Annotated in this window: 28 protein-coding genes and 2 pseudogenes; 8 read left to right on the top strand and 22 right to left on the bottom strand. The window is 45.6% G+C overall.

Annotated features, from left to right (window positions below; all coding sequences use genetic code 11):
- Positions 1–19 precede the first annotated feature (19 nt).
- The 11 genes and pseudogenes from hsdR to IM473_RS22470 all read right to left on the bottom strand — a co-directional run.
- Positions 20–2,332 carry an EcoAI/FtnUII family type I restriction enzme subunit R gene (gene hsdR / locus IM473_RS03925; protein ID WP_287657403.1) on the bottom strand — a complete coding sequence of 771 codons (2,313 nt, stop codon included), beginning with the start codon at positions 2,330–2,332 and terminating at the stop codon, positions 20–22.
- A gap of 3 nt (positions 2,333–2,335) precedes the next feature.
- Positions 2,336–2,560: a type II toxin-antitoxin system BrnA family antitoxin gene (gene brnA / locus IM473_RS03920; protein ID WP_287657402.1), complete on the bottom strand. Its 225-nt coding sequence runs from the start codon at positions 2,558–2,560 to the stop codon at positions 2,336–2,338.
- Positions 2,541–2,813: a BrnT family toxin gene (locus tag IM473_RS03915; protein ID WP_287657401.1), complete on the bottom strand. Its 273-nt coding sequence runs from the start codon at positions 2,811–2,813 to the stop codon at positions 2,541–2,543. The genes brnA and IM473_RS03915 overlap by 20 nt, the downstream gene beginning before the upstream one ends.
- Before the next feature lie 447 nt (positions 2,814–3,260).
- Entirely contained in the window at positions 3,261–3,494 is a 234-nt protein-coding gene (locus IM473_RS03910) for a hypothetical protein (RefSeq protein ID WP_045359782.1), read from the bottom strand.
- Between the two features lie 37 nt (positions 3,495–3,531).
- The gene (locus tag IM473_RS03905) at positions 3,532–4,722 is read right to left on the bottom strand and encodes a restriction endonuclease subunit S (protein ID WP_287690357.1); all 1,191 of its coding nucleotides are present in this window, start codon (positions 4,720–4,722) and stop codon (positions 3,532–3,534) included.
- 204 nt (positions 4,723–4,926) lie between these two features.
- Positions 4,927–5,259: a GIY-YIG nuclease family protein gene (locus IM473_RS03900; protein ID WP_045359784.1), complete on the bottom strand. Its 333-nt coding sequence runs from the start codon at positions 5,257–5,259 to the stop codon at positions 4,927–4,929.
- A 149-nt stretch (positions 5,260–5,408) separates the two neighbouring features.
- Entirely contained in the window at positions 5,409–6,875 is a 1,467-nt protein-coding gene (locus IM473_RS03895; protein ID WP_287657398.1) for a type I restriction-modification system subunit M, read from the bottom strand.
- Between the two features lie 120 nt (positions 6,876–6,995).
- A complete protein-coding gene (locus IM473_RS03890; protein ID WP_287657397.1) occupies positions 6,996–8,411 on the bottom strand; it encodes a cation:proton antiporter in 1,416 nt (471 codons plus the stop codon).
- 351 nt (positions 8,412–8,762) lie between these two features.
- On the bottom strand, positions 8,763–9,101 hold the full coding sequence (locus IM473_RS03885) for a P-II family nitrogen regulator (RefSeq protein ID WP_002757700.1): 339 nt from the start codon (positions 9,099–9,101) through the stop codon (positions 8,763–8,765).
- 55 nt (positions 9,102–9,156) lie between these two features.
- Positions 9,157–10,278 carry a sodium-dependent bicarbonate transport family permease gene (locus IM473_RS03880; RefSeq protein WP_287657395.1) on the bottom strand — a complete coding sequence of 374 codons (1,122 nt, stop codon included), beginning with the start codon at positions 10,276–10,278 and terminating at the stop codon, positions 9,157–9,159.
- 197 nt (positions 10,279–10,475) lie between these two features.
- A pseudogene (locus IM473_RS22470) lies at positions 10,476–10,595 on the bottom strand (sulfate permease); the annotation flags it as partial.
- 302 nt (positions 10,596–10,897) lie between these two features.
- Between IM473_RS22470 and IM473_RS03870 the strand changes: the two are divergent.
- Positions 10,898–11,830: a LysR family transcriptional regulator gene (locus IM473_RS03870; protein ID WP_287657392.1), complete on the top strand. Its 933-nt coding sequence runs from the start codon at positions 10,898–10,900 to the stop codon at positions 11,828–11,830.
- Positions 11,793–11,978: a hypothetical protein gene (locus IM473_RS03865; protein ID WP_287657390.1), complete on the top strand. Its 186-nt coding sequence runs from the start codon at positions 11,793–11,795 to the stop codon at positions 11,976–11,978. The genes IM473_RS03870 and IM473_RS03865 overlap by 38 nt, the downstream gene beginning before the upstream one ends.
- On the opposite strand, the gene IM473_RS03860 is transcribed toward IM473_RS03865, so the two are convergent.
- From IM473_RS03860 to trxA, 3 genes are all read right to left on the bottom strand, one after another.
- A complete protein-coding gene (locus IM473_RS03860; protein ID WP_024968588.1) occupies positions 11,952–12,569 on the bottom strand; it encodes a CP12 domain-containing protein in 618 nt (205 codons plus the stop codon). The genes IM473_RS03865 and IM473_RS03860 overlap by 27 nt on opposite strands.
- Positions 12,570–12,622: 53 nt before the next feature.
- Entirely contained in the window at positions 12,623–12,820 is a 198-nt protein-coding gene (locus tag IM473_RS03855; RefSeq protein WP_272077759.1) for a hypothetical protein, read from the bottom strand.
- Between the two features lie 209 nt (positions 12,821–13,029).
- Positions 13,030–13,353, bottom strand: coding sequence for a thioredoxin (trxA, locus tag IM473_RS03850; RefSeq protein ID WP_002778933.1), 324 nt, complete (start codon positions 13,351–13,353; stop codon positions 13,030–13,032).
- A gap of 274 nt (positions 13,354–13,627) precedes the next feature.
- Here trxA and IM473_RS03845 point away from each other — a divergent pair, with 274 nt between their 5' ends.
- The 4 genes from IM473_RS03845 to IM473_RS03830 all read left to right on the top strand — a co-directional run bounded on the left by IM473_RS03845 (position 13,628) and on the right by IM473_RS03830 (position 17,398).
- Positions 13,628–14,068: a recombinase family protein gene (locus tag IM473_RS03845; RefSeq protein ID WP_353738132.1), complete on the top strand. Its 441-nt coding sequence runs from the start codon at positions 13,628–13,630 to the stop codon at positions 14,066–14,068.
- A gap of 238 nt (positions 14,069–14,306) precedes the next feature.
- Positions 14,307–15,479, top strand: coding sequence for a CBS domain-containing protein (locus IM473_RS03840; RefSeq protein WP_287657386.1), 1,173 nt, complete (start codon positions 14,307–14,309; stop codon positions 15,477–15,479).
- Positions 15,480–15,718: 239 nt separating this feature from the next.
- Entirely contained in the window at positions 15,719–16,261 is a 543-nt protein-coding gene (locus IM473_RS03835) for an NUDIX hydrolase (protein WP_287657384.1), read from the top strand.
- A 195-nt stretch (positions 16,262–16,456) separates the two neighbouring features.
- Positions 16,457–17,398 (top strand): hypothetical protein, encoded by a 942-nt coding sequence (locus IM473_RS03830; protein ID WP_287657423.1) that lies wholly within the window; start codon positions 16,457–16,459, stop codon positions 17,396–17,398.
- Positions 17,399–17,569: 171 nt separating this feature from the next.
- On the opposite strand, the gene IM473_RS03825 is transcribed toward IM473_RS03830, so the two are convergent.
- The gene (locus IM473_RS03825) at positions 17,570–18,511 is read right to left on the bottom strand and encodes a TIGR04168 family protein (RefSeq protein ID WP_287657383.1); all 942 of its coding nucleotides are present in this window, start codon (positions 18,509–18,511) and stop codon (positions 17,570–17,572) included.
- 185 nt (positions 18,512–18,696) lie between these two features.
- Between IM473_RS03825 and IM473_RS03820 the strand changes: the two genes are divergently transcribed.
- Positions 18,697–18,894, top strand: coding sequence for a hypothetical protein (locus IM473_RS03820; RefSeq protein WP_016515731.1), 198 nt, complete (start codon positions 18,697–18,699; stop codon positions 18,892–18,894).
- 1 nt (position 18,895) lies between these two features.
- On the opposite strand, the gene IM473_RS03815 is transcribed toward IM473_RS03820, so the two are convergent.
- The 3 genes from IM473_RS03815 to IM473_RS03805 form a co-directional block, all read right to left on the bottom strand.
- Positions 18,896–20,062, bottom strand: coding sequence for a cysteine desulfurase family protein (locus IM473_RS03815; RefSeq protein ID WP_287657382.1), 1,167 nt, complete (start codon positions 20,060–20,062; stop codon positions 18,896–18,898).
- A gap of 120 nt (positions 20,063–20,182) precedes the next feature.
- Entirely contained in the window at positions 20,183–20,710 is a 528-nt protein-coding gene (locus tag IM473_RS03810) for a GNAT family N-acetyltransferase (RefSeq protein ID WP_002790953.1), read from the bottom strand.
- 11 nt (positions 20,711–20,721) lie between these two features.
- Positions 20,722–21,033, bottom strand: coding sequence for a type II toxin-antitoxin system TacA family antitoxin (locus tag IM473_RS03805; protein ID WP_287657380.1), 312 nt, complete (start codon positions 21,031–21,033; stop codon positions 20,722–20,724).
- Between the two features lie 341 nt (positions 21,034–21,374).
- Between IM473_RS03805 and IM473_RS03800 the strand changes: the two are divergent.
- Positions 21,375–21,959, top strand: a pseudogene (locus tag IM473_RS03800) (NACHT domain-containing protein); the annotation flags it as partial.
- A 187-nt stretch (positions 21,960–22,146) separates the two neighbouring features.
- Here IM473_RS03800 and IM473_RS03795 read toward each other — a convergent pair.
- The 4 genes from IM473_RS03795 to IM473_RS03780 all read right to left on the bottom strand — a co-directional run bounded on the left by IM473_RS03795 (position 22,147) and on the right by IM473_RS03780 (position 26,284).
- On the bottom strand, positions 22,147–22,848 hold the full coding sequence (locus IM473_RS03795) for a hypothetical protein (protein ID WP_287657377.1): 702 nt from the start codon (positions 22,846–22,848) through the stop codon (positions 22,147–22,149).
- A 323-nt stretch (positions 22,849–23,171) separates the two neighbouring features.
- Positions 23,172–24,416 (bottom strand): M23 family metallopeptidase, encoded by a 1,245-nt coding sequence (locus IM473_RS03790; RefSeq protein ID WP_287657375.1) that lies wholly within the window; start codon positions 24,414–24,416, stop codon positions 23,172–23,174.
- Between the two features lie 45 nt (positions 24,417–24,461).
- Positions 24,462–25,175, bottom strand: coding sequence for a biotin--[acetyl-CoA-carboxylase] ligase (locus IM473_RS03785; RefSeq protein WP_287657374.1), 714 nt, complete (start codon positions 25,173–25,175; stop codon positions 24,462–24,464).
- Between the two features lie 464 nt (positions 25,176–25,639).
- Positions 25,640–26,284 carry a histidine phosphatase family protein gene (locus IM473_RS03780; RefSeq protein WP_002759710.1) on the bottom strand — a complete coding sequence of 215 codons (645 nt, stop codon included), beginning with the start codon at positions 26,282–26,284 and terminating at the stop codon, positions 25,640–25,642.
- Positions 26,285–26,331 lie beyond the last annotated feature (47 nt).

The raw sequence follows: 26,331 nt of genomic DNA, 5'->3' as shown, positions 1-26,331 counted from the left end.
CATGGGGTGGCAGGGGGGATTAGGCCGCGTCTTCTAAGTAAAGATAAGCCTGAAAACTCGTAAATACCCCGCTAATTTCTTGAATTTGTCCCAATTGGGAGATCGCCTCGTTAATGGTGTGATATTTAATCTCGATCAGTTTTGGCAATTTTTCCCGGTCAAGCTCGCCAACGCCAGAGCGAATATACTGATCAAGAATAAAGTCGAGAAACTCCCGTTGTTTTCGCGTGTATTTCGAGAAAATTAAATCTTTGTGCTTGATTACCCGCTCTTCTCGCGTCAAGGGTCTGGCTGCGTAGGCGATATAGGTCAGCACGTCGTAAATATCACTGTTTTCCGTGTTGGTGATCCGGGCGATCGCCTGTAGCTGTTCCTCGCCGTAGCCTTTTTCCGCGAGTCCAGTTAGCAGGGATTTGCGGGTGTCGGGTCGGCCCCAGAGATGGCGCAATTCCGCTTCATCTTGAAAAAGATCGGGAATATCCCCGAAAAGCTGCTGGATAAACTCCTCGGCCGAGATCGGTTTTCCGTCAGCATTCCAGAAAGTTGTTCTCTGGATGTGTTCCAGTTCTCGTTCTTTGCCGTCGGCCAGTTTGATTTTAATTTTCTGACGTATCGGCAGAGGATCTGGCTCGTCGAGAGGATCTTCGATCGCGTCAGGTGGTTCGGGGCGCGGCCTCGGATCGATGACCACGGGTTCCTGCGGTTCCCCGTCCCATTCGGGATCGTTAAAGTTTTCGTGGGCTTTAACAAAATCGTAGATAGTAAAATAGTCTTTATTATCGAAAAGGCGCGTCCCCCGCCCGATAATCTGTTTGAACTCGATCATCGATTTCACTGGACGCAGTAGAACGATATTTCTCAGGTTTCTAGCATCCACCCCGGTGGAGAGTTTGCGAGAGGTGGTGAGGATGGTGGGGAGCCTTTTCTCGTTATCTTGAAACTTTTTTAAGTGGGTTTCTCCCAAGCTGCCATCGTTGGCGGTAACGCGAGCGCAGTAGTTGGGATCGCTGCTGATGGCCATTTGATTGATCAGATCGCGAATGGCTAGGGCGTGGTCTTGATTGGCGCAGAAAACCAGGGTTTTCTCGTTTTGGTCGATCGCCTCCATAAAAATTTTTACCCGTTGGCGTTCCCGTTCCTCGATCTCGATAATCCGGTTAAAGTCGGATTCAGTATAAACCTTGTTTTCGTCGATATCGCCCTCGATCAGTTCATCGTCGGGATCATATTGGTACTCGTCGAGGTTGGTGGTGAATTCAACCACCTTAAAGGGGGTTAGGTAGCCCTCGTTAATGCCTTCTTTCAGGGAATAGGTGTAGAGGGGTTCGCCGAAATATTTGTAGGTGTCGCCGTTGAGATCCCGTTTCGGGGTGGCAGTTAATCCCAGTTGTACAGCAGGGGCAAAGTATTCGAGGATTTTTCGCCAAGTGCTTTCGTCGTTGGCCCCGCCCCGATGACATTCATCCACGATCACCAAGTCGAAAAAGTCGGGAGCGTATTCGAGGAAGTTAGGGGCTAGTTCCTCGCCGTTTTGGGTCATAAAGGTTTGAAAGATCGAAAAAAAGACGCTGCCGTTTTTAGGGACTTTCTTTGTTTTCTGGATTTCCTTCGGTTCGATCCGAACGAGGGCATCTTCGGGAAAGGCGGTAAACTCGGTTAAGGCTTGATTAGCGAGAATATTGCGATCCGTAAGGAAGAGAATACAGGGCCGGTGGGTCGGTTCACCGCTCAGGTTCCAACTACTATGAAAGAGTTTCCATGCGATTTGAAGGGCGATCGTTGTTTTGCCGGTGCCGGTGGCCATGGTCAGGAGCATCCGTTTTTGACCAGATGCGATCGCTTCTAGAACGGCCTGGATGGCGTTGTGTTGGTAGTAGCGGGCCTCGCGCATCCCGCTTTTATTATCGGGGGGGACGGTGGCGAAACGGTCGCGCCAGTGGTTGGAATCGGGGTAGGTGGCGGCCCAGAGTTCTTCGGGGGTGGGGTAGCGATCGATATAGCCTTCTTTTCCGGCGCGGGTATCCACTTGATAAATGCGGAGGCCGTTGGTACAGAGGGCGAAGGGAGTTTGCAGGCGCTCGGCGTAGTCCTTAGCCTGCCCAAGTCCCTCCGTGGGGTGCGCGTCGCGTTTTTTGGCTTCCAAGGTGGCGAGTTTGTGACCGCGATAGACCAAGACATAATCGCAGGTTTTCGATGAACTGCGCTGGCCGTAACCCACCAGACGACCGGGGGCAATTACCTCGCGACGAATTTTACTGTCGGGAATGACTCCCCATCCCGCGGCTTTGAGGGCGGGGTCAATCAGTTCGGCTTTGGTTTCGGCTTCGTTCATAAACTAGGGGGCGGAGGCGATGTGTCGGGCTAGATAGTTTTCTAGGAATGTTTGAGTGGAAACGCCCTCTTTCTGGGCTTCGGCTTCTAGTTTGCGAATGATCCAAAAGGGTAAATCGAGTTCGATTTTTTGCTTTTCCCGGTTGGGTCGTCGGGCGGTGGAGAAATCGAGAAATTCGCTCATGTCTTCCCCGGCATCGAATCTCGCGTCAAATTCTTCGGCTTTCATACCATGTAACCTCATTAGTACGGGAACGGCGAACAGAGATAATACGGATAATTTCACTACGATAGGTAATCACGGCCGTCCAATGCTTATTTTGAATTTGACCGATGATTAAATACCGTGGCTCGGTATCGCTTTTGCCGGTGATTTCGAGTAGGTTGTCGTCTTCCCACAGTTTTTGGGCTTCGATAAAGTCTATGCCGTGTTTCTGTTGGTTGGTTTGACTTTTGTTGTCGTCGTACTCGAAGCTAGGCATTTCTAGGAATCGGCGAGTTTTTTTACGTCCGCAGTCAAGGCCTCGACCCTGCTTTTTCCCGATGGTTTCCCGTTGGTTCTGGCGGCTGGCCCCGCACCGGGTCGATTACGAGTGTTTGCGAGGGTATAGGTCGGCATCGATGAGCGTTCCCGCTATTCTGTCTATTTTAACCCATCTACTGGCTGAGTTGACCAGTGAAGGCTTTTTCTAGGATCGATTGTTTAAGTTCGGCGATCGCTTCTAGTTTACGTTGGTAAATGGTTTCGAGTTTTTGAGTTTTTTGATAACATTCTTCTATTTGCTCGACGATTTTTTTTTGTTCTACAATTGGAGGAATAAATCTGAAGTAGGGGTTGTAAGTCTTGGCGGATGGATCGATAGCGTTTGGCGAGGATTTTGAGATCTTTTTGAAAGCGGCGGGTGAGTCTAATTTCGATGGGGTTTTCGTTAATCGACATCAATGCCTTCCCACATTCGATCTAGGGGGATGGTATTTCCCCCTAGGGCTTCTTGCATTCCTTGTTTAAGGTTGGCAACGATTTCCTCGTCTGGGGTGTCGTCTGGGTTGTGCGATCGTTCCCGTTCTAATTCAAGGCGAAAGGATCTAACGATCTCGTAAATCTGAGTCAGGTGATCTTCGGGGATTTCGTGGAGTTCGTCGATGATTTTTTGGATGATCATGGAGCTACGGGAAGACGCTATTTACATTTTAACGGTTCTACTGGCTGAGTTGACCGGTGAAGGCTTTTTCTAGGATCGATTGTTTAAGTTCGGCGATCGCTTCTAGTTTGCGCTGGTAAATGGTTTCGAGTTTTTGAGTTTTAGAATAAATCCGATCGAGTAAACTTGCAATGTTTTTTTGCTTTTCAAGAGGAGGTTTTAAAAACTCAAAACTTTCGATTTGCTTTCCGCTAATATGTGGAACTCCAATTCCTGTTTGCTTTCCCAAAATATGTTTGATAAATTTTCGATCACCAATAAGATGAAATAAAAAACGATTATTCAAGTTTTCACAACAACGTAAACGTGCTACTCGTTGAACAAGTAAACAAGGTAAATCATTACTTGTAATTTCTGCATACTTTAGACCTGCGCTAACCCAAGGACGATCCATCGCAAGCACAAGATCGTTTTCTTTTAGTTTAAATTTTGAAAATGTATCAAATTCTGATTTTTTCCATTTTTGTGTGTTGTCCCAACGTAAGTAACCTTGCATAATATTATCACCTCTTAAAAGGCTAATATCATCTTCTGATTGTGTATAAAACTGACTCTTAAAAGCAAAACCACTCAGTAAATTAATTTCTTTTTTTAAAGTTGTCGGATGCCAATTGTTTGAATTTTTATTTAGAATATTGTTCCGAACATTGGCAAGGAATTGGCGAGTATTCGCAAGGTTTCTTCGGGTGTTAGCTTCAGCTTGGGCTATACCCTCGAAAGCTTTGTCTAATATCTCTACTATTCTTTTTTGTTCTTCGATCGGGGGAATATATAATGGACATTTAAGAATGTCTTCTTTTCTTAAATTTGTTTGATTTTCACCGTTGTCAAAATTTAATAAATATGGATGCCTATTAAGATGATAATATAAAAATCTTGCTTCAACTTTATCGGAACGTATTGCACATATTCGTTGATTTAAAGAGTATTTATTATCCTCTTCTATTAAATAACACTTGGCCAGTGCTTTTCCTTTAGGAACATCACTCATAACCATGACAATATCATTTTTAAATAAAGGAAATAAAGCTTCTTTGGTTTTTTTGTAAATAGCTCCACTGGACGAAATAAACCTTGAGTTAACTACAATATAATTACCGTTATTGTCTATTTGTTTTTCATGTGCTTTTCCATTAAAAAATTGACAGCAATCTCCTAGTTTTACCATTTTCCATTTGTTATTTTCCAATCTCATATTATTCTGTCCCTCCAATCAAATTTTTTATTAGGGTTAAAATCTCCGCACTTACTTTAATTTTTTTGTTTTCTATCAATTTTCATAATCGAAACTCGATGCTGGTGGAGTGAAGTCGGATGCTGGTTGGGTGAAGTCGGAAGCTGGTTGAGCGAAAGCCGGATGCTGGTGGAGCGAAAGCCGAAACCAGCATCCCCCTCAGTTCTCATCCCTTGTTAATCCTCCATCTACGGAGAAATTCCGATAATGTGACTCATTTTGACACTCAGCCAAAATATGAAGAGAATCCCAATCACTACGCATCAAAGCCATCTTTTTCGCCCGACTCCAACCCTGCACCTGCTTCTCGCGATAAAAAGCATTTGCCACATGATCATAATATTCAGCATAAACCAACTTGACCGGTAATCGCTTTCTAGTATGATTTGCACCGAAACCATTTTGATGTTGCCATAAACGACGGGGCAAATTCTTCGTACTGCCCACATAAAAAGAACCATCACAACATTCAAGAATATACATATAGGCCATAGATTTTATTGTAGTTGAGGGAATATCGGGCTTCGGCTTCGCTCAGCCCTCTTTTGGGTGGGGTTCCGGGTGGTTGAGGGAATATCGGGCTTCGACTTCGCTGGGCCCTCAAGTTGGGTGGTTGAGCGAAGCCGAAACCACCCTTCCCATCAACTAGGAGAAGACCCCAATAAATCGGAAATCGCCTCTAAAATCGACCCACTTTCCCGGTCCAATTCCGCAATCTCCGCTAAAATTTCCTCCGGCTCGCGTAAAGGATCGCCCTCCGGCGCGTTGGGATTTTTCACCGACAAATCGAAGGAACCCGGATCGACTTCTTCTAAGTCTAAAAACCAAGAGCGCTCCGATAGCTGAAAAGTCGATTGAAACTCGATGAACTCTTGCAAATCATCATCATTGAGTGCGTTTGTTTTTCCCAGACTTCGCCCCGGTTCGAGTTGATAAAACCAGATTTTCTGCGTCGGCGAACCTTTGGTGAAAAATAAAACCACCGTCTTCACCCCCGCCCCTAAAAAGGTCTTAGCGGGACAATCCAAAACCGTATGGAGATTACAGGACGAGGTTAACTCCCTCCGTAACTCTCTAGAGGCGTTGTCCGCGTTCGACAGAAAGGTATTCTTAATAACGATCGCTCCCCGTCCCCCGGTTTTCAAACTCTTGATAAAATGCTGGAGAAAAAGAAAGGCCGTCTCTCCGGTATTGATCGTGAAATTGCCGCGGATCTCCTTGCGTTCATTGCCTCCGAAGGGGGGATTAGCTAAAACGATGTCATAACGATTCTTCTCTTGAATCGCTTGAATATCTTCGGCCAGGGTGTTGGTCTGAATAATATTGGGAGCCTCGATCCCGTGCAGGATCATATTCATCACCCCGATAATATAGGCTAAAGCCTTTTTCTCCTTGCCAAAAAAAGTCCTCGTCTGTAGCGTTTCTAGCTCCTTCGTACTCAGATCGGCCTTACTGTGGCGTAAATACTCGTAGGCCTCGCAGAGAAACCCCGCCGAACCGCAGGCCCCGTCATAAATCGTCTCCCCTAATTGCGGTTTAATCACTTGAATCATCGCCCGGATCAGGGGCCGCGGGGTGTAATACTCGCCCCCGTTTCGCCCCGCATTGCCCATATTTTTGATCCTGGTTTCGTAGAGGTCCGAAAGCTCGTGTTTCTGCTGTTGCGTGCGAAACTGAAGCCGGTCGATACTTTCGAGAACTTCCCGCAGGTTGTACCCGCTCTGAAACTTATTCCGCACCCCCGCAAAAATTTCCCCGATCTTGGCCCCGAACGTCCCCGGTTCCGCGTATTCCTTGAATCCCTGAAAGTAGGGAAATAGCTCGCTATTGACGAACTCGATCAGATCGTCCCCTACCTTGGCGGTTTTCAGCAGTTCACCCCTCCCGTCCTTGGGGTAGGCCCAATTCGACCAGCGATAGGGTTCGTCTAGTAACGGATCGTAGTCTTCCCCCGTCAATAATGCCCGATTCTGGCGATCGACTTCCAGATCGTCGAGATATTTCAAAAAGAGAATCCAGGAGATCTGTTCTGCGTAATCCAACTCCGTGGCGCATCCCGCCTCTTTTCGGAGAATATCGTCGATATTCTTAAATGTCTGCTCGAACATAGGAAAAAGATTAGATACTCTCAAATCTTACCTCGATCGCTCCCTTATCCTGAGCATAGATTTGTAAAAAGGCTGAAAATGCTTCAGCCTCGTCTAAAAAATCAGATTTTACCCGCAAAATTAAGGAATAGGATTAGCTGGCTCCTTGCCTTCCAGGGTTTCGGGAACAGCTTCCGTCTTACCAAAAGCGACTCTGAGGAAGGGAGGAGCGAGGAAAGTGGTCAGGATTACCATAATAATAATCGACACCTCTAAAGGCTTATCCAAAATTCCGCTGGCCGAGCCAATCCCAGCAAAAACTAAACCCACCTCACCCCGGGGAATCATACCCACACCGATGGCGAGGCGATTGATTCCGGATATGCCAAAAACTGCCCAGCCCGTCACCAGTTTACCGATAATCGCCACAACCATCAAAAAGACAGCGATCAAAAGTCCAGCCCGATTCTCCGGTACCGTTGGGTTTAAAACACCGAGATCGGCACGCGCTCCCACCGTCACAAAGAAAATCGGTACAAGCAAATCGGCGATCGGTTTGATCAACTCATCCAACTCGTTGCGGGTATCAGTTTCATCAAGCACCAAACCGGCGGCAAAGGCCCCTAAAATCGCTTCAAGATGAATAGCATTGCCCAAAAATGCCATAAAGAAAGCGAAGACAAATGCGGGAATAACAATATTTCCCCGAGTTTTCAGCCGCTCCACGATCGCCACAAAACTTTTGTTAAAAATACCTCCCAACAAAATTGATCCGATCAAAAAGGCCGTGGCACTGACAATCAGATAAATAACATTGACCACATCGATTTCACCGGTTTTGGCCAAACTAGCGACCACAGCCAGAACAATAATACCAAGGACATCATCGATCACCGCTGCACCGACGATAATTTGCCCTTCTTTGGATTTGAGTTGACCTAACTCGGACAACACCTTCGAGGTAATACCGATACTGGTTGCTGTCAAGGCAGCCCCTGCAAAAATCGCCGGGATAGCCGCCACATGAAAGACGAGCATTAACCCGGCCGTACCTGCCGCAAAAGGTGCCGCAACCCCCACACAGGCCACAACCGTGGCTTGAATTCCCACTTCCTTGAGTTGTCGCAGGTCGGATTCTAGGCCAATTTCAAACAGCAGAATAATCACACCGATTTCAGCTAGAACCGAAATCACTTCACTTTGGGACTCAAAGATCCGGTCCACGGCAGCCGGGGCTAATTGATTCAATCCTTGCAGTACCGTCATAATCAGCGAATCGGAGGCCGATAGTCCCCCTTCGGGAAAGATGAGCAGATGCAAGGCCGAAACGCCGACAATCACACCGGCGACCAGTTCTCCCAGTACGGGCGGAAAATCCAATCGTCGGGCGGCCTCTGCGCCGAGCTTGCTGGCCAGATAAATCACCACCAGTGTCAGCAATACGCCAGAGAGAATAATCGGTGAATCCTCGGCCACAACGGTGGCAAGCAAGGGGAGCGGAGTCATGGGGGCTGCTATCTCCCCGATCGAAGGAGGCAGAATAGGGGACAAAATCATCAGTTTAAAGGGATGAGGGTTAAAGGTTTCAGGTAGGGTCTGCTGAAAAAGTTTTTCGTGGGGGCAGGGTGTGGGGTGTGGGGTGTGGGGTGTAGGGTGTAGGGTTTTACCGATTTTGAGGTAGTCAGTTACCTAATTTTCAGGGAAAAAGTCCAGGGATTTTACCCCCAATCACTCCAATGGTCAGCACTTTTTGAGGGAAAAAAGCCTAAAAGCCTTATCCAACAAGGTTTTTAGATTTATTCAGCAAGCCCTAGGTGGTCATAAAACTGGGGGATAGGAAAAAGGGCCACCGCTCAAGGACAGTCAGGCTGCAGATGGGGTGGCCCGGATCAAGACAAGCTTAGTTGTCTAGATTTCACAGCCCTCTGGTCCACAGAAACTCTGTCCGTACAGAACCTCCGCATCACAGAGATAGATCATGCCCGCAAAATTGAGGAAAAACTGATCGGCAACCTGCTTGGCAATATTTTGGGCCATAATTCGATCGGGGGTAAGTATCTCGAACTTAACATTCGTATCGGTTTCGGAAACGTGGGGTTGTCCCGACGAGCGCACGTTGCGACTGCCTTTACCGCCAGTATCCATCACCGTGTAACCACTCGCCCCGCATTCTTCGATGATCTTGGCGACTTTTTTCAGCAAAATCTTTTCTGTGACGATGACGAGCTTTTTGGCTGGTTTGGCCATGTTGATTATCTCCTTAAATGTGTACATTTATTTGCTTGGTAAGCCCCGTCAAGGATTAGCCGCCGCTGAGGGCCTGGGCCAGACCAACGAAGAACGGGATACACAAGCCGATCGCTACGGGCGTACCGATGGCCGTGGACGCACCTATATAGGCGGAGGGATTAGCCGACGGGATACCGGCCCGCAACGTGGGCGGCCCAGAGATGTCGGAACTAGAGGAAGCGATGACGGCCAGCATGACCACACCGCCCCAGCTGAACCCGGTGGCGTAGTGGGCAATCATGCCGAAACCGAAGGCGATTAGACCATGTATAAAGGGTGCTAGGACGCTATAGACCACATACCACTGGGCCACCTTACGCAGTTCGCCAACCCTTGACCAAGCCTCCATCCCCATGACTAGCATCAAGACCGAAAGCAAGCCGCGAAAGAGGGGATCGTAGAAGCTTTTATAGACACTTTCCGGCTGGGTGAATATGCCCAAAGCCAGACCTAATAACATGGCCGATAGGGCAGGTCCCCGCAGGCTTTCCTCAATGATCGGCCAAATCTTGACCCGATTATCCGTAGGCTGCTGTAGGCTGAGATATTCCTGCCGACTGCCCGGATAATCCGGCTGATCGGAATAATCCCCGGCCGCCACCGGCTGCTTGCTAAAAGACTCGTGGTCGTAGGCTGCTTCTTTCTGCTTCTTCTTGTTAAGATAAATGTTAGCCACCACGATCGCCGTTACCAGTGCCGGGATATCCATAAAAGGATAGAGTGCGCCTGCCCAGGCCTCGTAGGGGATCTTTTGTTCTTCTAGTACCGTCAGACCGGCGGCCATAGTGGAGCCACTCACGGCTCCAAATAACCCGCCAGTTGCGATCGCATCGACTACTTTCACCTTGGGCAGATTAGCCAAGGTATAGCGCGAGATGAAGACCACCAGAATCCCTACTATGACGGCAAAGATCATGGGTAACACCATCTCCGTCAGGTTGGAATTGCGGATGGCAATCCCGCCAGTCAGACCGATTTTGGTCAGCAGCATGAAGACAATGATCGTACAAATCGACTCGGGAATGACCAATTCACTTCCGAGAGCAGCAATGATCATGCCACCAATCAAAAAGGCCAGCGTTGGCGACTGCAACTGCTGGATAAAGTCCATGACAAACAATGAGAAAAAATCCACGAATACCTCCTTAAGCCTCCCCTGATGAGGAGTATTGAATATAAACGGACTAAATGAACCTTCAAAAGCTGAAAGAGAGTAAGAGTAAGGCTCTTTACCCCTTAAGCAAACCTGTTGCACAGCAGAACTTTGGACAGTGTCAAGTCCGCAGGTAAGCCTAATTCGGGATTTTTGGCGGTTGAACTGGCCCCGATCGCCCCAGCCCCAGAAGCTACCCCGAAAGCGAGAGCTAGAGGGAGATAAATGATGGCAGCTGTTAGACCACCGAATATATCGCCCCGCAAATTGTCAAAATGAATACGATTGGTTATTTGCATGAGAATCCAACTGAGCAAAGGATTTTTGGCCACAACAAAGCCGGCGGTTGACAGACCAGCCTTGATAGACAAAAATTTATGGTTTTTAAAGATCGATTGTTATAAATCTATACTGGAACGGATATCTTGACAAGCAAATTTTTGTAAATTGAGTTTGTATCGATATATCTTTACAAAAGTATTGATTTAAACCTATGATATAAACAGTGTGGGAAGTTTTCACCCGTTCCCCTCCATTCCTGCTTCTGTTTAGCAAAGCTCCTCAAGGCAGTAACAGAAGTGTAGCGCTCTAGAGGCTTCTCTTGATTCACGCCACTTTACATCAACTGATCGTCTTTGAAGCAACCGCTCGTCATGGCAGTTTCACTAGGGCTGCTGAAGAACTATCGATCACCCAACCCACCGTTTCTACCCAGATGAAACAACTGACTAAATCAGTGGGTTTACCCTTATTTGAACAGATAGGCAAACGTTTGTATTTAACCGAGGCCGGACGCAGTTTATTAGTAACCTGTCAGGCAGTCCTCAAGGATCTTGATAACTTTGAGATGGCGATCGCTGATATCAGGGGCATTAAACAGGGTAAACTGCGTTTAGCGGCGGTATCCACAGCCCAATATTTAATCCCTCAGATCCTAGGTCCTTTTTGTCAACAGTACCAAGGGGTAGATGTGTCCCTAGAATTAACCAATCACCAAGACCTAGAAACAAGGATGATTAATAATGTTGATGACCTGTATATTTTAAGCGAACCCCCCCAAGAGCTAAACCTCGAGATTCAACCGTTTCTGGACAATCCCCTTGTGGTTATTGCTCGCAAAGATCACCCCCTAGCGGGACAGAAAAAAATTCCGATTAAACGGCTGCAAGGGGAACCTTTTATTATGCGGGAAATGGGATCGGGAATTAGACGGGCAGTACAGCAAATTTTTCTCGACCATGGCATCACTGTGTCTCTGCGTTTGGAAATCGGCAATAATGAAGCCATTAAACAAGCGGTCGCCGGTGGTTTAGGAATTTCGGTTCTGTCTCAGCACGTCTTAAATTTAGATCCTCCCAATGGGGAATTTACCATCCTTGACGTGGAAGACTTTCCCATCCAACGCCATTGGTATGTGGTTTATCCCAAGGATAAAAAACTATCCGTGATCGCCAAGACTTTTCTGGATTATCTCCTCTCAGGGGATGTACGCGTGTATGCACCCAAAGACCTGCGATCAAATCGAATTCGTTAAGCGCAAGCGATCGATCTATCTCCCATCCGAAAAAGTGGAGAATGTTCTAGAACTCGATCGCCTGGGGAAACCGATCAGCGAAATCCTCAAGGCGATCAATTTTCCTAAAACCCGCAAGGATTTAATCGTCATAAATGCGGCACTCTAAGGCATCGGGATTGGCTTCGCAGTAAGCCTGAAATGAGTTACTCCCCTGTTTTTTGGCCCGTTGATGGGAGGCTTCGGCCTGGAGTTCCTCCACCACATCCCAGGCTGCAGCGCAATCTGGAGAGATCTCACCCTTAGCCGCGCAAATTGCCCGCGCGTCTTCCCGGGCTGCTTCAATTTCATCTTCAATGAACAACCGCTTGGGCTTTTCAACAAAGTCGCTCTTGAAGAGAATATCACTGACAGAAATAATACCCAGCAAAGTTTTGCCCTGAATCACCGGGGCGCGGCGAATGCGGGTTTGAGCAAATAACCGGGCTACATATTCCACCCCCAGTTCGGGATTGACGACCACACAGGGCTTGGCCATAATTTCATAGACCCGCATAGTTTTAGGATCGTGGCCAAAGGCCGCCACTTTGTAAACGATGTCGGTTTCGGTGACAATTCCATAAGGGTCTTGTTCATGGCGCGGTTCGACAATCAACCCCCGCAGTTTTTTTTCTTTCATCAATTTCACGGCATCGGCAACCGTTGCCGAACCACGAATGGTGACAACGTTTTGAGTCATAATTTCTTGAGCTTGCAGCATAGGAGTTGGATGGTGTTGTTAAATTAAAGAACTGGTATAAATGCAAAAGTTGACTAGGGTTGTCCCGATAGCAATTTCCTAGACTCTTGTGGGCTGAGGGCCACTTTGAACACAGATGACAAAGACCAATGGGCGATCGCTGGTTGGGGCTGGGGCGGCATGGCCGCAGCTGTGTTCCCCTGAATGCCTGGAGCATAGGCCTCCAGCACAGCGCCGTTTTGCCAACACATGGCGATGAAATAATCACACACTGGGCATTCCGTCTGAGCAACCTGCCGGGCTGGACACTTATATCCTGCGGGCAGGCGATCGCTCAAGAGCCGTTGAGCTACGCTGCCACAGTTGGGACACCGGATTTCTATAAGCTTGTTCATCGCCATACCTCAAAATTGAATAGTGGTGTGAGAAGGAAAGGGTCAACGTCGGACGTTTGCCCAGAGTGTTTGTTCACGGTGGAAGACTATAATTGTCGTTCTACGGCTGCCGTAAATTCTTCATAGGGTTTAACCCCAACTAATGTTTCTATCAATTTCCCCTGTTTAAATACCATGACAGCCGGAATACTTTTAATTCCAAAGCGTTTGGCCACGGGTTTGTTACTGTCTAGGTCAAGTTTGAAGACTTTGGCGCGATCGCGATAGTCATCGGCCAATCGATCGATCAACGGTGCCACCAGTTTGCAAGGTCCACACCAGGTTGCTGTGCAATCTACCACCAACAGTGATTCACTCTTTAACAGGGAATCAAATTCAGTTTCATCTTGAATAAATGTAGCCGTACCCATGTTTATATCTCCAGATTGATGCTGTGTAACTTAGGACAAATTCTCTGATCGCTGCGTTTTACAAGATAAATTCAGCTTTGAACCGCTCCTCATCTAAAAATGCTTGGCCTTTGACCCTTTAACTTTGTCCGCCTCCCGGGGGTATCGTCTATAGTTTGGTTGTCCCAGACATCGATGGTGACATCTAGTCCCTGCTCATGCAGGGGTTTTAATTTGTAAGTCGTCATCGGCTGCCCCCAATCAAAACAAATTTGCGACGTTAAGTTGCGATAATATGGTTTTGCAAGTTATTGCATTTAGATACCCTATGACAGCGACCCCTTCCAACGATTTATCTGCCTGGGAGCGGCTAGAACAAGGCAGACAAGCAAAAGCAAGCAACGGTGGTTATGCGGGCTACGGCTCCCCTGCCTTTGGACAACGATCGATCGATGGAGAATTAGTGGATGATCCGGAAGAGTGCCGGGTCATTGAACTGATTCGCCGTCATCACAAATCGGGGAAATCCTTGCAGAAGATCGCCGATTGGCTTAATGAACAGGGCTACACCACCAAACGCGGTCTACCATGGCAGCGTATTTCCGTAAAGCGAGTGCTTGATCGACTATATGGAAAGGTGTCCAGAATTTCCGGAGTAACCCTTCAGGCCGACCAGAACCCGGAATTACTCACCCCAGCGTCTGGTGATGCCGCCCCTGAAACCATTAGAGGCTGAATAACCCCTAAATAAAAAGTTTCAGGCTTTAACCTGTTACATCCCTCTATGATACACCGAAGTGGGTCTAAAATCTTTACGAGTTTAATAAAAATTGTAACAAAACGTTACATCTTTTAGGAAAAAGTTAAATGACGCTACACTTTGAGATAGTTTTAGAAAGGATTTTGGCAACTCTGAGAGTCTGGGTTCTTTGCCCAGTGGCTGTTCTGTCTATCTTGGCCTTTGTGATTGCAGGATGGTGCTGATGTCCCTCGATACACCTCTGAGTTGGGCCCCCGATCTGGAAAAGGCGATCAATCGCCACCCCTTGACGGTGCCGCCAACCACTTCCCTGGCAGATGCGATCGCTATGATCGGCCAGGCCCATAGTCGTCTGTGTTTACTCACCGATGACCTATCTCCTCTAGCTCCTCCGGCCGGAGAGGTGCGTGTTAGCTGTCTGCTGGTGGTGCAAGGACAAGAGTTATTAGGAATTTTGACAGAACGGGATGTGGTGCGACTCACCGCCCAAGGGATTAACCTGACCGAGACAACCGTTGCCGATGTGATGGTGCATCCCCTGATCACGTTGCCCCAGCAATCTGCTCAAGACATTTTTGCTGCCCTGTTTTTGTTTCGGCGCTACCGCATTCGCCATTTGCCGATTGTGGATGACCAAGGACACTTAATCGGGGTGATTTCCCATGAAAGTATTCGCCAGATATTGCGTCCGGCCAATCTGTTGCGGTTTCGTCGCGTATCGGATGTGATGAACAGTCAAGTGGTACAGGCCCCACTCACCGCCACAGTCCTGCAATTGGCCCAGTTAATGGCGGAACATCGTGTCAGTTGTGTGGTGATCACCCAGAGAAATTCCGAAGACAATGACTACCCCGTTGGTATTGTGACAGAGCGAGATCTTGTCCAGTTTCAAGCAGTTCAAATCGATCTGCACAAAACTAGGGCCCAGACGGTGATGAGTACGCCGTTATTTCTCCTCAACCCCGAGGATTCCCTGTGGACGGCCCATCAGGAAATGCAAAAACGGCGGGTGGGGCGTTTGGTGGTTTCTTGGAACTGGGGTCGGGGGTTGGGCATTGTCACACAAACCAGTCTGTTAAGGGTTTTTGACCCGATGGAAATGTATGGGGTGATTGAAAATTTACAACAAACCATTCAACAGCTAGAGTCCGAGCGATCGCCCTTCCCTCCTTCTCCACCAGCGGACTTATTACCCCAACGGATTCGCACCCCATCAGAAAAAGAGAGCGCTGGCGATCGCGAATTATTACTGGCCTTGCTGGACAATGCTTACAAAGACGTAAAGTATATGTTGGCTAACTTAGATATTGTCGTCGAGCAGCGGCGATCTTTGCTTCAATCTGTTCTAGATAAGCTTGCCCACCTCGGTCGTAAAATTAGCTCTTAGATAACGGGCTTGCTTCTATTCATACTAAATCTGGTTAAGTAGCTGGTTATAATTAAATTAAAAATGGATTTTAGGTTCGATCCCCCCTTATTCCCCCCTTGATAAGGTAGGGTTGATTCATGAATCAACCCTACCCTTAATAAGGGGGGCATCTGATAATTTTTAACGCCTACCTACTTACTTATAATTATCTGCGAAAAAAGTTTAGTAATTTCACTGCAATTATAACAGGATTGTCGATGACTAATTTAAAAAAATGGCAAATTATTAAATCTGAGCTAGTTTTTCAGAATCGTTGGTGTCAAGTCCGTCAAGACGTGGTGAAGTTGTCCTCTGGACAAGTTATCGACGATTATTTTGTTAATATTCGTCCTGAAATTGTTTTAGTTGTTCCAGTTACCGGGGATAATCAATTAGTTTTTGTTCGTCAATATCGTCACGGAGTTAAGGAAATTTTATTAGAATTTCCTGCCGGAGCAGTAGATGCGGGTGAAGATAATATTACTGCAGCAGCGCGTCGGGAATTCGAGGAGGAAACTGGTTATCAAAGTGATTCTCTAATACCTCTAGGTGTTTTGTACGATAATCCCGTTAAAGATACTAACAGAATTCACATTTTTTTGGCTCTTAATGCTATCCCCATCGGTCAACAAAAGTTAGATGTTACCGAGGAAATTGAAGTTATTCTTCGACCTTTACAGGAAATTAATCCCCAGGAAATTACTGTTTCTGGTAGTTTAGCTGCTTTCTATCTAGCGAGGGATTTTTTAAAGCAAAATTAAGGAGTTATAGCGGTTATATTAATAGGTAGGTAGGAAGTTTTCGTTTTCGGGAGCCAGTTGTCAGGAGATTATTTTTATTTATTCTACCTAATTCATAATTGATAATTCATAATTCATAATTCATAATTGACAATTCATAATTGATAATTCATAATTCATAATTCATAATTCCCACTGTCTATGAGTAATTTTTTTATGATTGCTGGCTTTATTCTATCAGCTTATGCGATTGTTGCCAACGATTCCCTACAGACTTTAGGGACTTTTTTAAGTGCCAATGAAGAACGTCCCTGGTGGATTTTATGGCTGTATTCCAGTATAATCTTAGCCTCGATTTTTATCGCTGGTTGGTATATTAATCAGGGAGATGTGGCTTATAATCGACTAGAAATGATTCCCTTCCCAGAAAATTTTACTTGGATTTATATCGTTCCTCCCTTAGCAATTTTAATTCTCACCACTTGGGGAATACCTGTGAGTACAACCTTTTTAGTTTTAACAGTTTTTGCTCCCCAATCTCTAGATGAAATGTTAGTTAAATCCGCTTGGGGTTATGCTCTTGCTGTTATAGTGGGGTTAGTCATCTATCGAATTATTTATCGATTAGAAAACTTTTTCCTAGAAACAGTTAATAAAGAACCTCAAAAAGTCTGGGTAGTTTTACAGTGGTTATCTACTGGGTTTCTCTGGAGTCAATGGTTAATGCAAGATTTTGCTAATATTTTCGCCTATCTTCCCAGAAAGTTAGCTGCAACATGGTTAGTTTTATCTCTAACAGTTATGCTACTCCTGCAAACCATCATTTTTATTAATCACGGGGGTCAAATTGAGAAAATTGTCACTAGCAAAACTAACGCCCATGATCCGCGTTCTGCAACAATTATTAACTTAATTTATGGCTTAATTTTACTGTTTTTTGTTGGCTATAATCATATTCCCATAAGTACCACTTGGGTATTTTTAGGTTTATTAGGAGGTCGAGAAATTTCTCTGACTTTAACCAGAGAAACCCCTAATTTAGCCGCCACGGGTAAATTGGTTTTAGGGGATGCCTTGAAAGCTTTTATCGGTATGATTGTTAGTGTTGCTATCGCTCTTGCTTTACCTCTAATCGCTCAAAAAATTAACTATCTATAGGGAATTATGAATTATAAATTATAAATTATGAATTATAAATTATAAATTATGAATTATGAATTGGGGAGCTTTTTTTCAGTTATCAGTAAACAGTTAACTGAAAACTGACATCTGATAACTGATATTAGTGATTGTACCGCATAAGATTAAGAAAAGGTCTATTTTCAAAACTTAAGAATAACAAGATTGAGGAGATGGGCGATCGATTGACGCTCCGGAGTGATAAAGTTTTCTATTACTGATAATCTCGAAATTATCATTCAACCAGATTAAAGATGCTTCTCTGACTAGACCTTCTTCAAGAGTGACTAGGGAAAAATTGCGAGATTTACCCCTATCGGAGTGGAGAATGCGAGGGACACTAGCAGCATTCAGATAAACGGTTCCCATCTCGGAAGTGACCACGGGATTGCGTAAACGGGAAGTAGTATGACGGAGACGGTGGTGCATATGACCGAAACTGACGAGAGGAACCTGTTTTCCTAATAGCTGTGCTTGTGCGATGGCCGCTGCTAAATCCGGATCCCCGTGGTCCCCTCCCAAGGGTTGCCAATCGCGACCACAGATAGCTTCCGCTTCCTTTCCTAGTCCGGCTGGACCATTGTGAGCTAAAAAAATCAGGTTATTATAGGCAGTATCTTGAATATTAGCGATAATTTTGGCAGTAGATTCGGCAAAACTGCTGATATTATAGCGTTCTTGCAAAAATTCTCCATTTTTCCACTCGGACCCTCCCCAAGTAAAGGGACGACCCCCAACAATCGAAAGCTCTAAACTGGGTAGGTCTAGTTTTGAGTAACCCACATGGGCAACCCCTAATAATTCTAACTGAGCGGTGACACGATCTTCTTTATCGCGATCGTAGGGACATTGCTTTCGTCCCCAGGGGGTGGCACTATACCAAGCGTCATGATTACCGAGAATAACGGCTTTTGGTAAGGACAAACTAGCAATCCGACCGACAATTTCTAGGGATTCATTGCCAAAATCGCCGACAAATAGGGCTAAATCCACTTGTAAAGCTTCTAAAGCTAAATTATCTTCTATTTCCCATTGGTCGTGAACGTCACCGATGACGGCGATTTTATAGGTGCGAGGGAAAGAACTTACCATTACCAGTTATTAACTATCATTTACCATTAAAGATCATAACTAGGATTGGTAGTCGAAAACCGTGGGCAAGAAAGAGAGATTTTTTCTCAAACTACCAATGAAAAGGTAAAGATTTAAAACAAAGTTACCCACAGTCATCGGTTTGTTTGTAAATTTAGATACAGAATTATCAGGGTGATCTGTGTATGTCTTTACTACAATACCGCACTACTGCCGTTGTTACTTGTCCCCAAGCAAACACATGGGTACAACTCAGAATGCTCCCCTCTCCATACAGCTTTGATGAAGCGCTACTACTCTGTGAACAGGATCAGGGCCGTTGGGTGGCATGGATTCCCGATTTTGGCGAAATTATCTTGATCGAAGGACAATTTGAGGCATAAACTAACTCTTGCTAACAATTAAAGCAGATAAACAGCGATCGATCACTTGTTTTAATACAAGCGCCGTCCAATCGATATCGGCCGCGCTGGTGTCCCTTCCTAGGGTTAGACGAATTCCCGCCAATGCCTCTCGATCGCTGTAGCCCATAGCTTTTAAAATTGGACTAGGGGAAAGTTTGCCACTATGACAGGCGGACCCAGAACTAATGCCGATTCCTGCTAAATTAAGCTGACGAACTAGCTGTTTTCCTGTGATGTGACTGTCATCGTCCGGACGGACAATAAAGCTGACGTGGTGGGGTAAACGATAGAATCGGTCCCCCGTGGGCAGCAGATAAGGATAATCGGCTAAGAGGTCAAATAATCGATCTCGCAGGGCGATTAAACGCATTTTTTCGCTAATTAAGTCTTTTTGGGCTAATTCGGCCGCTAAACCGAAAGCGGCGATCGCTGGTACGGCTGGGGTTCCCGATCGCAGACCTTTTTCCTGACCACCGCCCCGCAGTAATGGTAAAATATCAACACCAGTTCTGATGTATAAAGCTCCCGATCCTTGCATTCCATAAATTTTATGGCTAGAAAGAGATAATAAATCTACGGGCAGTTTCCGCACATCAATATCGCATCTTGCCGCCACCTGCACCGCATCGGTGTGAAAAAGCACTCCCCTTTCTCTGGCAATGCGGCCCAATTCTTCAATCGGTTGTAGAGTTCCCACCTCACTTTGTCCGTAAATAATGGAAATTAAGACCGTATCGCTTTGAATTGCGGCTTTTAGGTCTAAAGGATTAACCCTACCTTGACGATTGACGGGAAGACGAGTAATTTGCCAACCTTGCTGCTCTAATTGTTTACAGGGTTCAGCGATCGCCGAATGTTCCACACTAGAAATAATTATATGACGGGGGCGGTTATACTGTTGAGCAACCCCGATAATCGCTAAATTATCGGCCTCCGTGCCGCCAGAAGTGAAGATAATCTGGTCTGGATTGGCATTAATTAACCCTGCTACCTGTTCTCTGGCCATTTCGATGACTGTCGCCGTATCCTGTCCCCAAGTGTGTAAACTGGAGGGATTGCCCCAATGATGCCGGAGAATAGTGGCAACCCGCTCGATCACTTGGGGATGAGTGGGGGTAGTGGCACTATAGTCAAGATAAATTTGCATTATTTTACAATCTGAGAAATGAGAGTCAAGAAAGGCAGCTATTCTCAGTTTAGCCGTTTAAGAGATTAGAAAGCGGGTTTCTGGGTTTCTTAAAACTGCTTTCTAGCATCTTTTCTGATCTCAGGGTAAACTAAAAGTCTGAGCAAGGTTTTTCATGGTACGGAACAGCTTATAAGGCTGGTCAGGAAAAGTTTGAAAGTCAAACCTTTGGTAAAATCTCACTGCTTTATCGTCAACCGCCTCTACCACCACCGCAAAACACCCCGTTGTTTGACTGACTCTCAGACTTCTATATAAAGCATCCATAATCAACAATTTCCCCCAACCAGATCCCCGACAATCAAGATCCACTGCTAATCTACCAATTAAAGTCACGCCAACTAGCGGATATTTAGGCAACTTTTTACCAAGACTTTGGGGTAGCGATTCGAGATTGATGCTACTCATGGATAAAGTATAGTAGCCCATGATTTTTTCGCGTTCTCGGTCAACGAGAACGTAGGGAATGGCAATGTTTCGCTTCTTATCTTGGGTAGCGAGGTCGTGCAAGTAGCGATCCAGTTGTTCGTTACCACAGCTAAAAGCTGCCCGATTGTGATGGCTTTCGAGAGTTTCTAGACAAAAATCAACAGATTCCGAATTTAACACAAATCTAGCAACTATTTATTCATCATTTGCTTATACCATTGAGCGTCTGCTTGAGACTGCTCGGAGGGAGCGGGGGGATTTAACAGGGCCTCGACAAAAACGAATTGATCGCGTTCGGTTAATTCTACCAATTGGCTATCTTTGATCGTTTGCATAGCTGCCTCAGCCAAAACTGACACCATAAACTCAGTCAAGTTCTGTCCCCGTAAAAAGGCAGCCATCTCCATCAGTTGCTTTTGCTCTGCTGTTATGCAAGCCTCTAACCGCGCATTGTTGCCGATTTTAGTCCCTTGGGGTAAATCTTTATCTGGTTTCGTTCTCATGGCTTAGAAATTATCTAATTTAAGCACATTATATTCTTAGAAAACGGGTTTCTGAGTTGATAAGAAAGCGGGTGGCTCTTCTAGGTTCTGTGTGATAAGTTTAACTTACATAGGATCGATCTTTGTGTCCTCTGTGTCTGGAGTGGTTCCCTCCACTCCCTCGCCAGCAGGACTGTATCTCAGAATACATTTTACCCACCAAATCCAAAAGAGCCAGCGGGTTTCTGGGTTGATGATGAGAAACCCGCTTTCTGGGTTGTTGAGAAACCCGCTTTCTGAGTTGATGAGAAACCCGCTTTCTGGCTTATACTAAGCTTCAGAGGATTTACAGGGGTTAAGTTATGACAGGAATTGAAACAACCATTGTAACAGCATTGACCAATAATTTTATTGGCCAAATGATTAAATCGGGGTGGGAGGGTATTAATAAAAATGAGTTATTGAATAAAGATATCGGGCAGCTTATTAGAGAGGGAAAGTATCTTTTTTTTCAGAAATATACTCAACGTTACTGGGATCGGCACGGCATGATTAAGGTTTTAAAAATGTCTAAGCCGATGGATTTGGAGTCAATTTATATTAATGTCAAATGTTTGGGGAATTTAGTCAGGGATTATTATGATGAAAATTTAGAAAATAAATATCGTGAGAGTAAGCAGCGACGGTTTAACTTTAGGGATGATGGTAAAGAAGATGGTTTACTTTTGGCTAATCAAGAACAATATTTAATGGTACTTGGTGATCCCGGCATTGGTAAATCTACATTTTTGCGAAAAGTTGGGCTAGAAGCTCTCAAGGGAAATAAAGACAGTTATCAGCATTCTCTAACACCTGTTTTACTGGAGTTGAAAAACTTTAAAGAAAACGAGATTAATATTCAGGCATTAATTGAAGAGGAGTTTAAAATCTGTGGTTTTCCCAATATCGTTACTTGTTATGGTTCGATAGGGGAGCATAAATCGACTAAATCCTTATCTGGCAAGAGATTTAATTGATTAGTTCGCTCTAGATCAAAAACAATTGACAAAAATCGCCGAATGTCTTTCTATATAAGGGTTTCATTCCTTATAACCCCCCACCATTGCATAACACAAACCGAAGAACCGTAAGAATTTAGTCTACAAAAAATTCTCCAGCAGCTTCTCCAGTTAAACCCACACTTCCTGGTGGCTTATCTTTTCCTTCTCTCGTAACACACCAACCAACTTCATATACAAAATTACCTCTGGCATCTTCCCAATTGTTAGTGGTATCATAACGGCTATGCTGGTAACCCCAATTATGCAGAATCTCATGAACAATAATACCAGCAATTACATTTTCAGAGTATTGTGGAATCATAGTAGAGTTAAGTTCAATTTTAAAATCAACATCCTTAGGGCTATTAAAGTTAATAATACCTAGCAGTCCCAAACCCAGGTACCGGTCATGTGTAAATTGGTCAATATACAGTTTGCGGTTTGTCAAAACAGGCCAGCTAGAAACACGAACAAGTGCGCCAGTCGCTGGAGCTTTGCCATCATATTCGCCTGTTGAGATATTTACATATTTTTTTATACATTGTTCCATAATAGATCCTGTTCCTGTCGATTTAATTATCGCTTGAGCTTTCAATAAGCTTTTCCATATTTTATACCTTTCTTGTTCTTGAAAATCAGAAGAAACTAAGGGTCTTGGAAACGCATCCCAAGTATAATTACTATTACTGAAATAAGTTCTTGCCTGTACCGGATATATTTGCGCCATTACTACTACCATGATAGTGATAACAATACAGGAGAAAAATGAATTCCAACGATATTTTAAGTTGTACATTCTAGGTAATCGTTCAGGAGAGGGAAAGTATGGTATATCTAGAAAAATTGATTTAATTTTCTCGCAAATGCTATCATTGAGGACTATTTTAAGCAAGAGAACAAAACAACTATGTCAAGCAAAAGCCTTTTCAGGCTAGGTTAAAAAGGCAATCTTCAATATATTTTACCATAACTCCTCTCTTTCAGAAGTTCGATTTGTAACGCTTCCAGTAGGTATGGTATTACTGAGACTGCAAATGTATGAAAACGCATCAATTGGGCAAAAGCTCAACGATGCGTTTTTAAGCTCCAAAAACTGCTCTACTTGTAAACCAAAACAAATTAATTCTGATTAGAGTCAGTGGCCGCGGCCATTTGCATTCTCTGTACCAGATTATCGAGGGCTAATTCTAGATGTAAACCGGCATCCACGGCAGTCCAACCCTGTTCCGTTAGGTGTCGCCATTCAAAGTGTAGGTGGGGACCGGTAGAAAGTCCCGTACTACCCACACGACCGATAACCGCACCCTGTTCCACCCATTCTCCCGGTTTGACGGTAATTTCCGAAAGGTGGGCATAACGAGATTCTTGACTACCATCGAGGTGACGTAAAATCACCGTTAATCCGTAACCTCCCAACCAGTCGGCGGTGGCCACTTCCCCCGCGTAGGCGGCTAATACAGGTGTTCCCATTGGTGCGCCTAAATCAGTACCCGCGTGCATGGCCCGATTCCCGCTGACCGGATGATTTCGCCATCCGAAAACCGAGGTAATTTGGGCAGGAAGGGCGAGGGGAAAGAGTAAATCAGTGCGTTGAGTTTGGTTAGAATCCGTGGGACTTAAACGGGTGGCCCGCTCATAGGTGGTCGCTTCGCTGATTGCTTCCACTTCTGCGCGAGTCACCGGGGCCAAAGCTAATTTTACGCCATTCCATTCCGGGGGATTGAGGGCTACCACCTGACTGGGAATCACCGTCGGGGGTGCCAGACGTACCGGGGCGCTAGAAGCGACGAGAGTGGGGGCATAACGACCCAGGGAATTATTAGCGATAACCGGCTGATTTCGGGGCTGCCGTCCCACCCGCACGACTGGATTAGGATTGAGACGTACCCGGGCCAGATTAACTGGGGGTAAGGGTTTGGCCACAGTGCTGACCGGCTGACGACGGGGGGAGCGGGCCGCCAGATTACAGCTACCTCCCACCAGTTGACCATTTTGGGCGATGGTTTGGCAACCACTGCGGCGCTCGGTGACAACAACGGAACTGGGGGGGTTAAAGTTTCTGGTATCGATAAAATTATTTTTACCGCCGGCCTGGGGGGCAAGGGTAGGCATATCGGTTTGATGGTTTTCGGGGATAGCCAGACGGGGGGCAGGATTAGTATTTTCTTTGATAACGGGGGCTTTTAGAGTCGGGGCGGGATTTTCCACTACCGGGGTTTCGCTGCCAGTTTCGGAATTAGCGATCGCATTTGGAGCAAGAGTAATCAGACCGCTGATCACTAAACCGAGACCACTGCATAAACTCAGCTTCTTTTTTAAGGATTTTCCTAGAAAAAGTTTCAATATCACCGATGAAGGATACATAGGGCGGCCTCACTTCTCACAGTTTAGTCAAAAAAATATTTAGACTCAATTATAGCCGAGACTGACCCTGCCGGCCGGTAGATAGATTTCGCTACTGGCATTGTCCGAGGTTAGTTTAACTTTTAATTCCCCTCGCTCGCTTACCCCCGTTATTATGCCCTGATAGCCCTCGAAAACTATCTTTTGACCAAAATTGGCAAAAAGTTCTAAATAGGCGGCTAATAGGGCTTTTATTCCCTGATTACAGTAATATTCATAGCCGTATAGGATAGCCTCGCTGGTGAGATCGGTTAATTGAGCGATCGAGGTGATTTTATTGCTGGCTAAAGCTTGTAAATTAATACCCGTGGGGGGGACGGGATTGGCCCAATTGAGGCCTACTCCGATGACTGCTTGCGGGATTTTTTGACCCTGAATACGGGTTTCTAGGTTAATTCCCCCTAGTTTGCGCCCTAGTAATACTAAATCATTCGGCCATTTAATTTTAACAGGTATTTCCTGACAATTGAGATGATGAGCGATACCCCAAACTGTAGCGAGAACGAGATGGGTAGATTTATCCACCTCTAAATCAAGATTTAACGCCAAAGATAAATATAATCCCCCCGGTTCAGAAATCCATTCCCGTCCCCATTGTCCCCTCCCGGCACTTTGTTGACTAGCAATCACCAGAAAAGGCGGATTTTCCCCCGATTCTAATAATTGCCACGCTTTAGTATTAGTGGAAGGTAATAGCTCAAAGTGATGGATTTTGGTCATAAATTGGGAATTATGAATTATGAATTATGAATTATGAAGTGGGGAGTATTTTCAGTAATCAGTAAACAGTAAACAGTAATCAGTGACCTGATACTAAATCCGTTGAGTATAGGCTAAATATCAGGAGAGGCACTCCTGCAAGTGGAGTGACTCTTAAATGATTACAGATGTGTCAGCAGCTGCGTGTAAGCATCCCACCGAAAAACTAATGCGCGGGGGGTTTGGGGGCGGCGCCACGCCCCCAACGGGGGGTTTGGGGGGTAGAACCCCCCAAAAGCTTGGATTGAATGATCAAGTGGGAAGTAATGCTAAATCCGTTGAGTATAGGCTACATATCAGGACAGGCACTCATGCAAGAGGCAAAAGGCAAAAGAGGGAATAGATAATCAGTTTTTAATAACCGGATTGAGTATCAAAACTGACATCTGATCACTGATAACTGATCACTGATCACTGATAACTGATTAGGTGCAAGGAAGAGAACGCAGGTACTCACTGAGGTGGGAACGTAAACCGATGCCATGGAAAAGCGGGCCACGACTGCCTAATTCGACAATACTGACAGCTGCCACGGGCATTTCAAATCGATCGCGATAACGGCCCACATCAATACCCATCAGACTACAGAGCATGATCCGGATGGTGGCCTTGTGGGAAACGATCAGGATATTGCCATCACTGTGGGTGTGTTCAATTTCCTCCAAAACGGCCGCAGAACGACGGGCGATATCGATCCCCCTTTCCCCATTGGGGGGGGCATTCCAAGCCGGATCCGTCAACCAACGCACATAGAGATCATGATATTGACGATCGATATCGTTGGGGTGCATACCTTCCCAAAGACCATAACCGATCTCTTGTAATCCCTGCCGGATTTCTAATTTTAGTCCCACCGCTTCACAGAGGGGTTTAGCGGTTTGAATAGCTCTTTGTAGGGGACTGACGTAGGCCGCGCGCCAAGGTAAAGAACGATAGACATCGGCGAATTCTTCCGCCATTTCGATGCCTTCGGCAGTCAAACCGGGGTCATTTTCTGGAGTACCACAGTATCCTCCCGTTTTGCTATAGGCCGTTTGTCCGTGTCGTAGAAAATATAACATCAAGCACATAGTTTTTCAGGAGACCAAATCCAGGGCTTCCCTTGTTACTGTTGACT

The organism is Microcystis sp. M015S2 (assembly GCF_020245945.1).
Lineage (GTDB): Bacteria > Cyanobacteriota > Cyanobacteriia > Cyanobacteriales > Microcystaceae > Microcystis.
Note: the sequence above shows the minus strand (reverse complement) of the source record. Positions and strands in the feature narration are given on the sequence as shown.

What these genes read in the sequence shown, in the direction of transcription:
- IM473_RS03820 (WP_016515731.1), top strand. Translation starts at nt 18,697, where the DNA reads ATGTCTTTACTACAATACCGCACTACTGCCGTTGTTACTTGTCCCCAA.
- IM473_RS03865 (WP_287657390.1), top strand. Translation starts at nt 11,793, where the DNA reads ATGCACCCAAAGACCTGCGATCAAATCGAATTCGTTAAGCGCAAGCGA.
- IM473_RS03785 (WP_287657374.1), bottom strand. Translation starts at nt 25,175, where the DNA reads ATGACCAAAATCCATCACTTTGAGCTATTACCTTCCACTAATACTAAA.
- IM473_RS03900 (WP_045359784.1), bottom strand. Translation starts at nt 5,259, where the DNA reads ATGGCCTATATGTATATTCTTGAATGTTGTGATGGTTCTTTTTATGTG.
- IM473_RS03895 (WP_287657398.1), bottom strand. Translation starts at nt 6,875, where the DNA reads ATGTTCGAGCAGACATTTAAGAATATCGACGATATTCTCCGAAAAGAG.
- IM473_RS03780 (WP_002759710.1), bottom strand. Translation starts at nt 26,284, where the DNA reads ATGTGCTTGATGTTATATTTTCTACGACACGGACAAACGGCCTATAGC.
- IM473_RS03815 (WP_287657382.1), bottom strand. Translation starts at nt 20,062, where the DNA reads ATGCAAATTTATCTTGACTATAGTGCCACTACCCCCACTCATCCCCAA.
- IM473_RS03915 (WP_287657401.1), bottom strand. Translation starts at nt 2,813, where the DNA reads ATGCCTAGCTTCGAGTACGACGACAACAAAAGTCAAACCAACCAACAG.
- IM473_RS03840 (WP_287657386.1), top strand. Translation starts at nt 14,307, where the DNA reads ATGGTGCTGATGTCCCTCGATACACCTCTGAGTTGGGCCCCCGATCTG.
- IM473_RS03805 (WP_287657380.1), bottom strand. Translation starts at nt 21,033, where the DNA reads ATGAGAACGAAACCAGATAAAGATTTACCCCAAGGGACTAAAATCGGC.
- hsdR (WP_287657403.1), bottom strand. Translation starts at nt 2,332, where the DNA reads ATGAACGAAGCCGAAACCAAAGCCGAACTGATTGACCCCGCCCTCAAA.
- IM473_RS03795 (WP_287657377.1), bottom strand. Translation starts at nt 22,848, where the DNA reads ATGTACAACTTAAAATATCGTTGGAATTCATTTTTCTCCTGTATTGTT.
- IM473_RS03830 (WP_287657423.1), top strand. Translation starts at nt 16,457, where the DNA reads ATGATTGCTGGCTTTATTCTATCAGCTTATGCGATTGTTGCCAACGAT.
- IM473_RS03825 (WP_287657383.1), bottom strand. Translation starts at nt 18,511, where the DNA reads ATGGTAAGTTCTTTCCCTCGCACCTATAAAATCGCCGTCATCGGTGAC.
- IM473_RS03835 (WP_287657384.1), top strand. Translation starts at nt 15,719, where the DNA reads ATGACTAATTTAAAAAAATGGCAAATTATTAAATCTGAGCTAGTTTTT.
- IM473_RS03890 (WP_287657397.1), bottom strand. Translation starts at nt 8,411, where the DNA reads ATGATTTTGTCCCCTATTCTGCCTCCTTCGATCGGGGAGATAGCAGCC.
- IM473_RS03860 (WP_024968588.1), bottom strand. Translation starts at nt 12,569, where the DNA reads ATGCTGCAAGCTCAAGAAATTATGACTCAAAACGTTGTCACCATTCGT.
- trxA (WP_002778933.1), bottom strand. Translation starts at nt 13,353, where the DNA reads ATGGGTACGGCTACATTTATTCAAGATGAAACTGAATTTGATTCCCTG.
- IM473_RS03845 (WP_353738132.1), top strand. Translation starts at nt 13,628, where the DNA reads ATGGTTTTGCAAGTTATTGCATTTAGATACCCTATGACAGCGACCCCT.
- IM473_RS03885 (WP_002757700.1), bottom strand. Translation starts at nt 9,101, where the DNA reads ATGGCCAAACCAGCCAAAAAGCTCGTCATCGTCACAGAAAAGATTTTG.
- IM473_RS03910 (WP_045359782.1), bottom strand. Translation starts at nt 3,494, where the DNA reads ATGATCATCCAAAAAATCATCGACGAACTCCACGAAATCCCCGAAGAT.
- IM473_RS03790 (WP_287657375.1), bottom strand. Translation starts at nt 24,416, where the DNA reads ATGTATCCTTCATCGGTGATATTGAAACTTTTTCTAGGAAAATCCTTA.
- brnA (WP_287657402.1), bottom strand. Translation starts at nt 2,560, where the DNA reads ATGAAAGCCGAAGAATTTGACGCGAGATTCGATGCCGGGGAAGACATG.